The organism is Schaalia sp. ORNL0103 (assembly GCF_019429565.1).
Lineage (GTDB): Bacteria > Actinomycetota > Actinomycetes > Actinomycetales > Actinomycetaceae > Pauljensenia.
Map to the genome: position 1 here is coordinate 609,871 of NZ_JAHXSA010000001.1, position 13,785 is coordinate 623,655.

A 13,785-nucleotide genomic window follows, 5' to 3' on the forward strand; every position below is an offset into this window, starting at 1 on the left:
CGCTCACTTGCCTTCCGGCAGGTGGTAGAAGCCGTCCTCGCCGAGGCGGGCGTTCGGATCCAGCAGGATCGCGGCCTCGACCTCGTGCGCGTCACCGGCAACGCCCGCAGCCGGGTCGTCGGGCAGACGACGACCCTCCACCGAGGTGAACAGCGGAGCGTGGCCCAGCATGCCCATCTCGATGTGACGCTGGCCGTTGCGCAGGCGACGATCCGACGCGGCACGCCACGCCTCGAGGCGCTCGCGTCCAGCCTCGCGCTCCACGATGGCCTCGAAGGCGGCCTGGTTGACCAGCGCCAGGAAGCCGGAGACGTGGCCGAAGCCGAGCGAGGTCGCGAACGCCGCGCGCACCGGTCCACGCGAGGACAGGTTGAGCGGGGAACGCAGCCACACGAGCGGGCCGTACTTCTCCATCGCGTCGTCGACGCAGTCCAGCGCGACGTTCGCGGGGATGAGCCCCGTGCGGAACACGTCGATGATGCCGCCCACCTGGAACACGCAGGCGCCACCCTTCGCGTGACCCGTGAGGGTCTTCTGCGAGATGACCAGCAGCGGGTTACCGGGGGTGCGGCCCAGCGCCATGCCGACGCGGGTGTGCAGATCCGACTCGTTGGGGTCGTTGGCGTTCGTGGACGTGTCGTGCTTGGACACAAAGGCCACGTCGTCGATGCCCACGCCGAGTTCGGCGAGGTTGCGGGCGATGACCGAGTCACGTCCGCCGCGCGCCACCGCGAGGGCACCCAGGCCGGGCGCCGGAATCGAGGTGTGCGCGCCGTCGCTGAACGTCTGTGCGTGCGCCACGACAGCCAGGACCGGCAGGTTCATGTCGAGGGCCACCGAGGCGCGGGTCAGCAGCACGGTGCCGCCACCCTGCGCCTCGACGAAGCCGCCACGGCGGCGGTCGTTAGCGCGCGAGACGAAGCGCGAGGAGATACCGCGAGCGAGCAGCTCGTTGGAGTTCGCCGTCGCATTCATTGCGCCGAAGCCCACGATCGACTCGACCTGGATGTCGTCGATCGCGCCGGCCACGACGAAGTCCGCCTTGCCGGCCTTGATCTTGTCGAGGCCCTCCTCGATGGACACCGCGGCGGTCGCGCAAGCGCCGACCGGGTTGATCATCGAGCCGTAGCCGCCCACGTAGGACTGCATGGTGTGTGCAGCCACGACGTTGGGCAGGGTCTCCTGCAAGATGTCCTGCGGGTAATCCTCGCCCAGGAAGCGGTCGACGAAGAGCTTGTGCATCGAGCGCATGCCACCGAAGCCGGTGCCCTGCGTGGAGGCCACGGTCGCCGGGTGGACGACGCGCAGCAGCTCGGCGGGGCTGAAGCCGGCAGACACGAACGCGTCGACGGCGGAGACCAGGTTCCACACGGCGATTGGGTCGATCGAATCCAGCATCGAGGCCGGGATGCCCCAGCGAGCCGGATCAAAGTCCGTCGGGAACAGGCCACCGATGCGGCGGTTCAGCGTTGCACGACGCGGCACTCGCACCTGGGCGCCGGACTTGCGCGTCACCTGCCACTCACCGAACGCGGTCTGCTCGATGACGGTGAACTGCGGGTCAGCCTCGGCGTAGGAGCGGGCCTCGGCCTCGTCCTCGACCGTGAACGTGATGTCGCGGTCCAGGAAGACCATCGCGGACTCGGGCGTGTACCCGTCGTGCAGCGGTCCGTCGTCGTGGAAGAAGCGCACGCCGGAGCGGGCCACGACCTCGTCGCGGTAGCGATCGAAGATCTCCGACTCGGGCACCAGCTGGTCGTCCTTGTCGTACCAGCCGCCCACGGGGGTGTCCGACCAGGTCAGCAGGCCGGTCATCCACGCCAGCTCGAGCACGCCCGCGGGGGTGAGCTCAACAGTGCCGTCGGTGTGGATACCGAGCTCGGCCTGGACGCGGGTACGAGCGCTGCCCCACGGGCCGACCTCGCCGTGACCGACGATGACGACCGTGTCGGCCAGCGACGCGGTGGTGTCACCCCACTGCGAGGGGTCGACGTGCGGCACGGCGACCTGCGAGGGCGAGGGCAGCGCGGAGACCGTTGCAACCGGCTGCTCGGCGGGCGGTGCGGGGATGGCGGCCTCGGCCTGGGCGCGTAGGGCACGCAGGTCGATGGAGGAGTCCAGGCCGCCGGTCAGGTCGGCGTCCACAGGGGCGGTGGCAGCCTGTGCGCGCACCTCGGTGCTCGACAGGTTGAGCAGCTGCTCGGCCATTTCCTCGGTCGACCAGGTGCGAACACCCGCGGACTCGACGGCGGCGACCATCGGATCGTTGCCGCCCATGAGGCCGGTGCCACGCACCCAGCCGATACGCGGGTGAGCGATCGAGACACGCGAGCCCCAGATCGGCTCGGCCGCCCAGCGGGTTGCGATGGCGTCGAAGGAGGCCTTCGCCTCGGCGTACGCGCCGTCGCCGCCGAAGATGCCGCGGTTCGGGGAACCGGGCAGCACGACGTGCAGGCGGTGGTCAGCGTGCGTGTCGGAACCGATCGCGCACAGGCCGGCGATGGAACGCTCGACGCTCCACAGCAGCAGGCGCATCTGGTTCTCAGAGGCCGGGCCCGCGTCGGCCAGCGTGCCGGAAACGCGAGGAGCGGCGAACGGGTAGAACAGCGTCGGAACCAGGGCTTCCTTGGTCACCTTCACGTCGGCGCCCACGGACTTGGTCTGCTCGGTGCCGATCCACTCCACGAGCGCATCCACGTCGCGGTAGGAGGCCAGGTTCGCGGGAACCAGCCACAGCTTCGCACCGCCAGCGGCGTGCGTGCGGTACAGCTCCTTGGCGAAAGCCAGGCGCGAGGCGGAGATCGACGAGGAGGTCGCGATGACCGTCGCGCCACCGGCGAGCAGGCCGCCCACGACCGCGCCACCGATGGAGGCGGGGGTCATGCCAGTGACCACGGCGACGTCGTTCGCGTAGGGCAGGTCCTCGGCGGAGGAACGCGCATCGGCCGCGATCTGCTCGAGGCGAGCGGCGCGATCGTGATCGCCCTCAGCGCGCAGGCGCTCTGCCCAGTACGAGGCCTGCTCGGCCACCGCGCGGCCGGTGCCCACGAAGGATGCGCCCTCGGCGATCGTGCCTTCGGCGACGTAGCGGGCGACGTCCTCACGGGCGGATGCCCAGCGGTCGTCCAGCAGGACGGCGCGTGCGGCGTCGAAGCGAGGTTCGACCAGGTCAACCCATCCCGAACCCAGCTCGGCGGCGACGGCGTCGATGACGCGCGCGTCGTCGGAGGAATCCTCGCCGGTGGGGGCAGGGGCGTTCAGACCGAGCTCGGACAGGATCGTGCGAGCGGTCTTGGCCAGGACGCCGTCCTCACCCGTCACGGACGCGGCGTAGGCGTCCAGCGCGGCGGAGTCAACGACGCCGCCACCGGACGCGCCACCTGCGCTCGGCAGGGACACGGCGATACCTTCGCGGGCCGCGACGGCTGCCACGGCAGCATCGATGAGGGCATCGACGCCAGCGGCGTTCGTCGGGGCATCCAGCGGCAGGGTCGCCAGGTCGCCGTCTCGGGTCGAGGCGCCCTCACGGGTGCCCAGGACGATCTCGGCGGTGACGTGCTGTGCCCAGCCGGGTCCCAGCTGCCACGTGCCGGTGACGCGGTCGGCAATGTGGCCGGCCTTGACGCCGGCGGCGCCGAACAGCTTGCGCGTGCGCTCCTTGACGGCCTCGGCCAGGACCGGACCGAAGGGCTTGTAGCCCTTGGCGGCCTTGTCGACCGTCGCAGACAGCGTGGCCACGTCGGCCTCGCCGGCGCCGTCGATCGAGTTCAGGCCCAGCTCGGAGGACATGTCCATGAGCAGCTGGTTACGGCGCGAGGACACGCCGTTGGTCAGCGACTCGGTCGTGTCGGTGGCGCCGACCTCGTCGATGCGGATCTTCGCGGACAGTGCCAGCAGGGCGACGATGGCGGAGGATGCCGTGAAGGGCAGGTCCGCGACGTCGGCGCCCGAGGGGCCGCCGGTCGGGGCAGCGGGGGCGGGAGCCGGAGCGGCCTCGGCGGCGGGTAAGCCTAGCCGTTGTTGGGTGGTATCTGCGGGAGGCACCCGTACACTGGTGGCCTCCTCGTCCTCTTCGTCCTCGATCACGGCGACGTCGGACGCATAGACGCGGGGCTCGTCGCGCTGGACGTTGAACACGTCGACGCGAGAGAGCGCGAACTCGGGGGCGAGCAGGGTGCGGGAGGCCAGGTTCGCCAGGGTCGGAGCGGCGCCAAGGCCGACCTCGATAACCTGGTCAACGCCCAGGCCGGCAACGCCGGGAGCAGCCTCTTCGGTCGACAGCAGTACGCGCTGTGTCTCGATCCAGCGCACCGGGGAGGCGAACTGCCAGCACAGCAGCTCGATGAGCAGCGTGCGGGTCAGGACACCCGGGTTGGCCAGGGCCGCGTCCCACGCACCTTCCGTCTCGAGCAGCTCGCGCACCGTGTCGGAGGGAACCACGTCGAGGATGGACTGGGCGAACTCGCGGGTCAGCTCGAAGGGACGCGCCACCAGGTTGGGGATGTAGCGGCCCACGAGCTTCGCGGGATCAATCTCGGCGGGGATACGTTCATCGAGCTTCGTACGGAAGTCCGCCACGCCGCTGCGCAGGACAGTGGAGTGGAAGGGCACGTCAATGCCGGGAACATACATGAAGGGACGCTTGCCACCGTGCTCGGCGGCGCGCTTGGTGGCGTCCTCCTCGAGGGCCTTCAGGCCCGCGACCGTACCGGCGACGGCGTACTGCTGGCCGGCCAGGTTGAAGTTGACGATCTGAAGGAACTCACCCGATGCCTGAGCGATCGACTCGACGTACTCCACGACGTGAGCGTCGTCGATGCCGAACTGGTTCGGGCGCAGGGCGCCCATGCGGTAGTTCGAACGGCCCTTCTCGTCGCGGGGCACGAGCGAGTGCATCGTGGAACCGCGCTGGAAGACCAGGTCGAGGACGATTTCGAGCGGGAAGACCTCGGCGTATGCCGCCAGCGCGTCGTACTCGCCCAGCGAGTGGCCGGCGAAGGCGGCACCCGGAACCAGGACGCCCTCTTCACGCATACGGGCCGTCTGGCCAATCGCCAGGGTCGCGAGCGCAACCTGCGTGAACTGGGTGAGGTTCAGGACGCCTTCGGGGTGACGGTAGGTCACGCCGCGCGCCACGATCTCGGTCGGGTTGTCGCGCACGATCGCCAGGATGGAGAAGCCCATCGCCGAGCGGGTGTGCGCGTCGGCGCGGCGCCAGACCTCGTCCACAGCCTTGGACTTGGTGCGCTCGTCCAGACCCATGCCCGCGCTCTGGATGCCCTGGCCGGGGTAGACGTAGGCGACCTTCGGGGCGAAGGTGTAGGCCGACGCACGTGAGACGACCTGCTTGTTGATGCGGCAGGTGACCTCGAGGGACAGGCCGCCACCGACGACGCGGCCCACTCGCTCGACGGTGATCTCAACCTCGTCGTTCAGGTCAACGGTGCCGTACATGTAGTACGTCCAGCCGGCGATCTGAGCGCCGCCCTGACCAGCAACGACGGCCTCGGCTGCGTGCTGGGCGGTGGCCGACAGCCACATGCCGTGCACCAGAGGCGCGTCCATGCCCGCGACCTTGGCGGCCGCGTAGGAGGTGTGGATCGGGTTGTAGTCGCCCGAGACGATCGCAAAGGGCGTCATGTCGTCGGGAGCCTTGACGTTCACGCGGCGCAGGACCGAGCGGGGCGTGTCGACGACCTCGACGTTTGCGCCGCCGAAGGGCTTGGCCTCGGAGGGGGCGCGGTTGCCGGTGGCGCGGCCGCGGATCGCGAAGCGCTCCTGCGTGGAGCCCACGTACTCACCGTTCGAGGTCAGCTCGAGGGCGACCGTGACGATACGGCCGGAGGAGGACTCGTCGACGGCGGCCACGTGGCTCGTCACGTCGATCGTCGTGATGCCGCGCTCGAGCATCTGCTCGGGCGTGTACTCCAGCGTGATCGAGTGATCGAGGTGGACGGCGTTGAGCAGGCCCTCGATGACCGGGTAGTCGTTGTGGATAGCCGAACCCAGGGCCGCGTAGATCGCGGGCCAGGCGGGGCCGAGGAGGGCGTCGGGTGCCCAGGCAGCCAGCTCGTAGCTCGCGGGAAGGGCCGCGCCCGTGGCCTCTGCGTGGTCGAAGCCCAGGGTGGGGGCCAGCGTGAAGGAGTAGTGCGCCTCGCCGAAGACGGACTTGGCAGAGGGAACCATGACCGGCAGAGCATCCACGGTGTCACCGGCGACGGACACGGAGGTCACGCCGGCGGTCGCCGCGAGCATCGCGTACATGTGCTGGGGCAGCTTGGCCTCGTCGATGACCGGGACCGCGCCGTCCTCGCCGGACAGAACCAGTGGGAAGACCAGCTCGCGCACCGCGTGCTTCTCGGCGCCGCGCGGGTCGTTGTCCCACGCGGTGTCGAGGTGGATGACCATGTCCACGCCGGTGTCGGTCGGGTTCAGGGACACGCGATCCTCGTCGAGGATGGAGGCCGGGTTCGTCATGAGGTGGCCGGTCCACGAGATGAAGGGGACCTTGCGCAGCCATTCCTCGCGGGTAGCGGCGGGCTTGCCGTTACCCAGGCGCGAGGCGACGGGCGTCGCGACGGCACCCGAGGCAGCAAGACGATCGGCTGCTGCGGCCTCGAAGCGGCCCAGGAGGGAAGCGACGGGCTCGTCAACACGGTCGATGCCGGCCACGGAGACGGGGCCGGGGATGATGCGGACCTGGTCGGCGGTGTAGCGCTCGTCCTGCGCCTGCCACAGGCAGTCCTGGCCCCACCAGCGGATGAGGTCGTCGTCCAGGATCGGGACGAAGGGCATCGGCTTGGGGTAGGAGCGGCACAGGGCCGGGAACCAGGCGGCGTCGATGGGGGTGACGTGCGTGGTCGCAGCGTTCGGGTTGGCGGCCATCAGGCGATCGGCGGCGGCGTGTGCGTCGGCCACGTCCTCGACGGTCGGGAACAGTGTTTCGACCTCGCCGTGATCCACGGGGGCCAGACGGGCCTCGACGCGCTGGAGGAGGTCGTGGTAGCGGATCTGCCACGTGGGATCGACCCACGGGTAGGACAGGTCGGCGAAACGGCGCACCCAGGCCTCGTAGGTCATCTCTTCGAGATCACCGAAGTAGGGCTTGGCCGTGTGGGAGAGGATCTCGACGATCTCGTCCTTGCGGGCGCGCACCTGGGCGCCGTCGGAGCCGATCTCGGCGATGATGCGGGCGGCTGCGGCCGCCGCGTTCGAGACCTCGTGCATGTCGGCGCGCAGGTGCGACAGACCGGAGGTCATGCCGCCGCGGGTCACGCCCTCGCCGACCCAGCCGGCCATCTCGTCGTTGTCAGGCACACCGGGCGTGGCCACGAGGAGTTCCTTGACTGCCTTGGTGGTGTGCGCTTCCTTCGTGGTCATCGCGGCGGTGCCCACGAGGACGCCGTCGACGGGCATCGGCGGGCGGCCGTAACGAGCCGACCAGTCGCCGGTGAGGAAGTCAGCGGCGCGCTCCGGCGTGCCGATGCCACCGCCCACGGTGAGGACGATGTTGGACTGGGCGCGCAGCTGGGCGTAGGTGGCCAGCAGAAGGTCGGACAGGTCCTCCCAGGAGTGGTGGCCGCCGGAGTGGCCGTCCTCGACCTGGACGATGACCTTGATCGGATCGGCCTCGCGAGCGATAGCGATGACCTTACGGATCTGGTCAACCGTGCCGGGCTTGAAGGCCACGTAGGGGAAGCCGTCGGCGCGCAGCTGCTCGATGAGAGCCAGGGCCTCGTCCTGTTCGGGGATACCCGCGGAGATGACGACGCCGTCGATGGGAGCGCCGGACGCGCGTGAACGCGACACGATGCGAGCCTGACCGAACTGGAGGTTCCACAGGTAGCGGTCCAGGAACATGGAGTTGAACTCGGCGGTGTGGCCGGGGCGCAGCTGGGCACGCAGGCCCGCCAGGTTCTCGTTGTAGACCTCTTCGGTGACCTGGCCACCGCCGGCCATTTCGGCCCAGAAGCCGGCGTTTGCGGCGGCCGCGACGATCTCGGGATCGACGGTCGTCGGCGTCATACCGGCCAGGAGGACGGGGGAGCGGCCGGTCAGGCGCGAGAAGGCGGTGTCAACGACGGTCTTGCCGTCGGGAAGGGTCACGAGGCTGGGACGCAGGTGCGACCAGTCGGTGCCGGGCTCGGGGGTCCAGCCGGGGGTTGCGGCTTTGTCGCGGTCGGAGGCGGTGCCTGCGGCGACGACGCCAACGCCGGTGCCCTCGACAAGGGCGCGGGTCATGCGAACCGTCGTGGCGCCCGGGCCCATGTCGATGATCCAGTTCGCGCCGGATTCGGCGGCTGCGCTGATCTGCGAGGGCCAGTCCACGGGCGTCGTGAGCACAGCGGCGCCCAGGGTGTGGGCCAGCTCGGCGTCGATACCGCACTGGGCGGCCCACTCGTCCACGAGGGCAAGAGCGTCGGCGAGCATGGGGGAGTGGAAGGGCACGTACACCGGCAGGTATTCGCACACGGGGGTCAGCGGGCGGCCACCGCGCTCGTGGGCGTCGTGCGCTGCCTTGTCCTTGGCAGCGGCGCGCTCAATGGCCGCAACGAGGGACGCCAGGTCGTTTGGGGCACCCGACACAACGTGCGTGTCGGTGTCGTTGCGTAGAGCGATCGAGAGGGGATGCGAGGTCGACGGCAGGGACTCGATGATGCGTCCGAGGAGCGCGTCGGACACGCCGCGCACGGAGACCATGTAGGTCGCGTCGCCGGCGTGCGGGGCGCGAGCGCGGCGCGTGATGCGAGCGGCAGCCGCGCCGATCAGACGAGCGAGCGCGAACACGGAGGCAGCACGGGCCTCGTCCCCGGCGATCCACGCACGGGCGATCTCCACGCCGAGCACGCCCTGGGAGTGACCCTCAAACGCGGTGGGCGGGTTGGCGACGATGTTCAGGCCGGCGCGCGTCAGATCGATGAGCGCACCGAGCTGGGCGGCGACGATACCGGGAACCGACAGGGCGGCTTCGTCCGGGCCAGCCACGTCGCGGGTCACGGCCGCAGACTCGGGGGCGGCGGGCAGCTCGAAGGGCAGAGAAGCGACCGACTGGGTGGCCAGCGAGCGGCGCACGGGGGAGAGCACCTGGTCCGAGGCCTTGATGACGCCGGCGACGATCTCGGCGATCTCGGGATCGCGAGCAATCTCGTCAAGGGCGGCGCGCCACGGGGTGGCCTGACCGGCAAAGGTCAGCGCGTAGGGGGTCTCATTCAGAGAGGACACAAACGACATGTTCTTACTTTCCTTCGGGGACAATTCTTCTCAAACGACGCCGGTCACAGAGGGCCGTTATCGTGACGCTTGACGTGGGGTGCACGCTGGTCCTTCGTGGCCAGCAGGTGCAGGGAATCGATGATGGTCTGGCGGGTATCGGCGGGAGCGATGATGCCGTCGAGCTGTCCCGAGGACACGGAGACCTCGGGATTGACGGTCTCCTCCTCGTAGCGGGCCACAAGCTCGGCCTTCGTCTCCTCGAAGGTCCCGTTCTCGCGGGCGGCAGCAAGCTCGCGGCGGTACATGATCGACGCCGCGCCCTCCGCGCCCATGACGGCGATCTGAGCGTCGGGCCAAGCGAACGCCAGGTCCGCGCCGATCGACTTCGAACCCATGACGATGTAGGCGCCGCCGTAGGCCTTACGCAGGATGACGGTCACCATAGGCACGGTCGCGTTCGCGTAGGCGACGATTACCTTCGCGCCGCGGCGGATGATGCCCGCCTGCTCCTGCTCGGTGCCCGGACGGTAGCCGGGAACGTCCACGAAGGTGACGATCGGCAGGCCGAAGGCGTCGCAGAAACGCACGAAGCGGGCCGCCTTCTCCGAGGCATCCACGTCGAGCGTGCCCGCGTCGTTCATCGGCTGGTTTGCCACGATGCCCACCGACTGGCCGTCCACGCACGCGAAACCGATCGTCACGTTGGGAGCGAACAGGTCCTGAATCTCCACGTACTCACCGTGGTCGACGAGCGAACGCACCACGTCGCGCACGTCGTAGGGCTGACGCACCGACGTCGGCACCAGGTCGGCGACCGCTCGGGCCGCAGCCTCGTCCTCGGGATTGGGAATGTATTCGTACTTGGGGGGAGCGACCTCACACGAGGAGGGCAGGTAGTCCAGCAGGGATCGCACGTAGTCGATCGCCTCTTCCTCGGTGTCGGCCATGTGGTGGGCGACGCCGGACTGGAAGTTGTGGATCGTCGCGCCGCCGAGCTCGTCGAGCGTCACCTTCTCGCCGGTCGTTGCAGCGACGACGTCCGGACCGGTCACGAACATGTGCGAGTTCTCGCGCGTCATGACGATAAAGTCGGTGAGGGCTGGCTGATACACGGCACCACCGGCGCAGGGTCCCAGGATGATCGAAATCTGGGGAACCAGGCCCGAGGCCTCGCACGTCTTCTTGAAGATTCGGCCGTACTGGGCCAGGGCGACGACGCCCTCCTGGATGCGGGCGCCGCCCGAATCCTGAATGCCAACGATCGGAATGCGCATGCGGATGCCCCGGTCGATCAGGTCGACGATCTTGTCGCCCTCGACCTTGCCCAGGGTGCCACCGAGCACCGAGAAGTCCTGCGCGTAGGCGGCGACCATCCGCCCCTGCACGCGACCGTAACCGGCGGCCACAGCTGAACCGATCCGACCTTCGCGCACAGAACCACCGATGAACTGACCGACCTCGTGCCACACGCCGTCGTCAAAGAACAGAGACAGACGCTCACGCGCCGTCAGCTTCTTTTTCGCGTGCTGGCGCTGGGCGGCCTTCTCCTCGGCGGCCTGAGCGATCGCGTCCTGGGCCTGAATGAACCCGTCACGCGTGAGCGGGCTGGGGGTGCTCATTGTGCCTCCTCTTCAGTGGCGATGTGGGCGATGCGAGTCCCGGCGGTCACGGTGTCGCCCTGCTTGACCGACAGGGAGGTGACGGTGCCCGCACGCGGGGCCAGCAGCGGCTTTTCCATCTTCATGGCCTCAAGGACGGCTACGAGCTGGCCTTCCTCGACCTGGTCACCCTCGGATACGGCCAACGCAACGACGATCGCCTGCATGGGAGCGACAATGTCGCCGGGAGCGCCCTGGTGAGGGCCAGCCTGAACGGCGGAGGAACCCGCGCGACGCGAGGCCGAGCGCAGCGGCTGGGGCGGACGAGGGGCCGCGGCGGCAGGCGCGTTGAACATGCCGGCCGGCAGCGTCAGTGACACCCGGCGGCCATCCAGCTCGATGATGTAGGTCTGACGCGGCAGGTCGGCCGTCGACGAGGCCTCAGCGGGCACAGCCAGGTCCGAGTAGTCGTGCTGGGGCATGAACGTCGTCTCGAACCAGCGCGTGGAGACGTTGAAGCCGCCGACGCCGCAGAAGTCGGGATCGTTGATGATGTCCTGGTAGACGGGCACCGGGGTGGCCACGCCCTGCACCGAGAACTCGGCCAGCGCGCGGCGCGAACGGGCCAGGGCCTGCTCGCGATCCGCGCCCGTGACGATGATCTTGGCGATCATGGAATCGAAGGCGGTCTGCACGGAGTCGCCCTGATCGATGCCCAGCTCCAGACGGATGCCGGGGCCCAGGGGCCAGTGCACCTCATCCAGGCGGCCAGCCGTGGGGGTCAGGTCCTTCGACGGGTCCTCGGAGGTCACGCGGAACTCGAAGGAGTGGCCGCGAGGCTCCGGGGGAGTGGTCAGCGGCAGTCCCTGCGCGATACGAATCTGCTCGCGCACCAGGTCGATGCCCGTGACTTCCTCGGACACGGGGTGCTCGACCTGCAGGCGCGGGTTGACCTCGAGGAACCAGATGTTACCGTCGGGCTCGAGCAGGAACTCCACCGTGCCCACGCCCACGTAGTCAACGTGCTCGAACAGCGCGCGCGACGCGTTCACGAGCGTCTCGTGCGCACCCTCGGGCAGGAAGGGCGCTGGCGCCTCTTCGACCAGCTTCTGGTTGCGACGCTGCACCGAGCAGTCACGCGTCGAGATGACGTGGAAGTTGCCGTGCGCGTCGCGCGCGGACTGCGTCTCGACGTGACGGGCGACCTCGACAAAACGCTCGACGAAGTGAGCGCCCAGGTCGGCGGCGTCCGTGTGACGCGCGAAGAACAGGTCGAGGTCCGCCTGCGAGCGGATAATGCTGATGCCTCGGCCGCCGCCACCATCGGCGCGCTTGAGCACCACGGGGTAACCAGCGGAGGCGATGAAGGCCTCGACCTCTTCGCGCGAGGTCACGGGCTCGGACACGCCGGGGACGGGAGCCACGCCGCACGCCTCTGCCACGCGGCGAGCCTTGATCTTGTCGCCCAGCGCGTCGATGACGGACGACGCGGGGCCGAGCCACGCGATACCGGCATCCTCGACAGCCCGTGCGAACTCGGAGTTCTCCGAGAGGAACCCGTAGCCGGGATGAATCGCATCCGCGCCCGTCTCCAGAGCGATCGCCAGGATCTTGTCACCGTTCAGATACGTCGACGCCGCGTCGTCGCCACCCAGGGACAGGGCCTCGTCGGCCTCGCGCGTATGAGGCGCGGCCATATCCTGATCGGCGTAAACCGCGATCGTCGCAATGCCCATATCGGTGGCCGTGCGGCACACGCGCAGAGCGATTTCGCCACGGTTGGCGACGAGGATTCGATTAATTGTTCGCACGCTTCTCCTTGGTGTCGTGAACGGTTGTCAGAGGTAGTCCGGTTGCCAGGACATCTCCGGCGTTAATGTCGTGAGTGCGGCCATCGTCCGTGGCTACGAGGAGGGAGCCGGTCGGGCTTAGCCCCAGGGCAACGCCTTCCATCGCCGGGTGACCATTCGGATCAGTCGGTTTCGCGAGCGCGATGCGCGTCCCCAGAAGCGGCAATGCGTTCGCGGCCTCGTCAGCCAGGCCGCAATCATGGGCGTTTCCATGGGCAACGAGGCCTCGGATGCGAGAGTCGAGTCCGGTAAGGATCTGGGCAAGCAGGGTGTGGGAGACGGAGGTGGGATCAGCGCCGGCCTCGGCGTCGCCCTCGGCGTACAGGGAGGTGGCCTGCGGCGTAGCGAGATGATCGGAGTCCTGGGCGATGTTGATGCCGTAGCCAAGGATCGCGCTCGTCGTAAACGGGGACGAGGCCGGGGCGAGCTGGGCGAGGATGCCGCAGATTTTGCGTGCTCCGTCGACGAGCACGTCGTTGGGCCACTTGAGAGAAACGGTGTGGCCGAGGGGGGAGAGACGAGGGGAGAGTGCGTCGCGCACGGAGAGCGCACACGCGTGTACGAGCCAGCCGAGCATCTCAGTGGGAAATGAGGTGGGGAGGGAGACGATGGTGGAAGCGAGGAGGGCCTGACCATCCGGGGTTGTCCACGTGCGCCCGAGGCGGCCGCGGCCCGCGCTCTGACGATCGGCAATGATCGTTGTCAGGTGGGGAGTGGCGGTCGTCGTGTCGGCGAGCAGGGAAGCTGCGAGATCGAGGGTGGAGGACGTGTCGCTGACGTAATAGACGGGGGAGTGAACGCCCGCAATGGGGATGCGTGTTGCGCGCTGCATGCCACCTCCTGTCGGGTCTTCCTCGTGTTTGACAGGGGAGATAATCCTCCCCGAGTACTTCAAAGTTTGTCTTAAAAATCAAACCTACGCATGCGTTTCTTAAAAAATTGGAACAGTTTTCGGCAAATCACTACGGATCCGTAACCAACGCGGAACCCTTGTGAGGAGCGGGAGCGGGGAAATCCCGAGAAAAGACGCTGAGATGAGGATCACCGACCCCTGCGTCCCGCTGGGTGGCTCACTGGCCCGTGTGGGGTCGGTACCATAGGGGGGAACACGCGCGCGTGGGCGC

4 protein-coding genes are annotated in these 13,785 nt (G+C 68.7%); all 4 read right to left on the reverse strand.

All coding sequences use genetic code 11. The annotated features are described in order from the left end of the window. Positions 1-3 precede the first annotated feature (3 nt). The 4 genes from JJJ16_RS02730 to JJJ16_RS02745 are packed head-to-tail and all read right to left on the reverse strand — an operon-like array spanning position 4 to position 13,493. Complete coding sequence (locus tag JJJ16_RS02730; RefSeq protein ID WP_219751286.1) at positions 4-9,231, reverse strand: type I polyketide synthase; 9,228 nt, start codon at positions 9,229-9,231, stop codon at positions 4-6. A 44-nt stretch (positions 9,232-9,275) separates the two neighbouring features. Further along, positions 9,276-10,832, reverse strand: a complete 1,557-nt coding sequence (locus tag JJJ16_RS02735) for an acyl-CoA carboxylase subunit beta (protein ID WP_219751287.1) — start codon at positions 10,830-10,832, stop codon at positions 9,276-9,278. Next, positions 10,829-12,622 (reverse strand): acetyl/propionyl/methylcrotonyl-CoA carboxylase subunit alpha, encoded by a 1,794-nt coding sequence (locus JJJ16_RS02740; RefSeq protein ID WP_219751288.1) that lies wholly within the window; start codon positions 12,620-12,622, stop codon positions 10,829-10,831. Before JJJ16_RS02740 ends, JJJ16_RS02735 begins: the two co-directional genes overlap by 4 nt. Further along, positions 12,609-13,493: a biotin--[acetyl-CoA-carboxylase] ligase gene (locus JJJ16_RS02745; protein ID WP_219751289.1), complete on the reverse strand. Its 885-nt coding sequence runs from the start codon at positions 13,491-13,493 to the stop codon at positions 12,609-12,611. Before JJJ16_RS02745 ends, JJJ16_RS02740 begins: the two co-directional genes overlap by 14 nt. Between the last annotated feature and the right edge of the window lie 292 nt (positions 13,494-13,785).

Coding starts and splice junctions, on each gene's coding strand:
- JJJ16_RS02745 (WP_219751289.1), bottom strand. CDS start 13,493: ATGCAGCGCGCAACACGCATCCCCATTGCGGGCGTTCACTCCCCCGTC.
- JJJ16_RS02735 (WP_219751287.1), bottom strand. CDS start 10,832: ATGAGCACCCCCAGCCCGCTCACGCGTGACGGGTTCATTCAGGCCCAG.
- JJJ16_RS02730 (WP_219751286.1), bottom strand. CDS start 9,231: ATGTCGTTTGTGTCCTCTCTGAATGAGACCCCCTACGCGCTGACCTTT.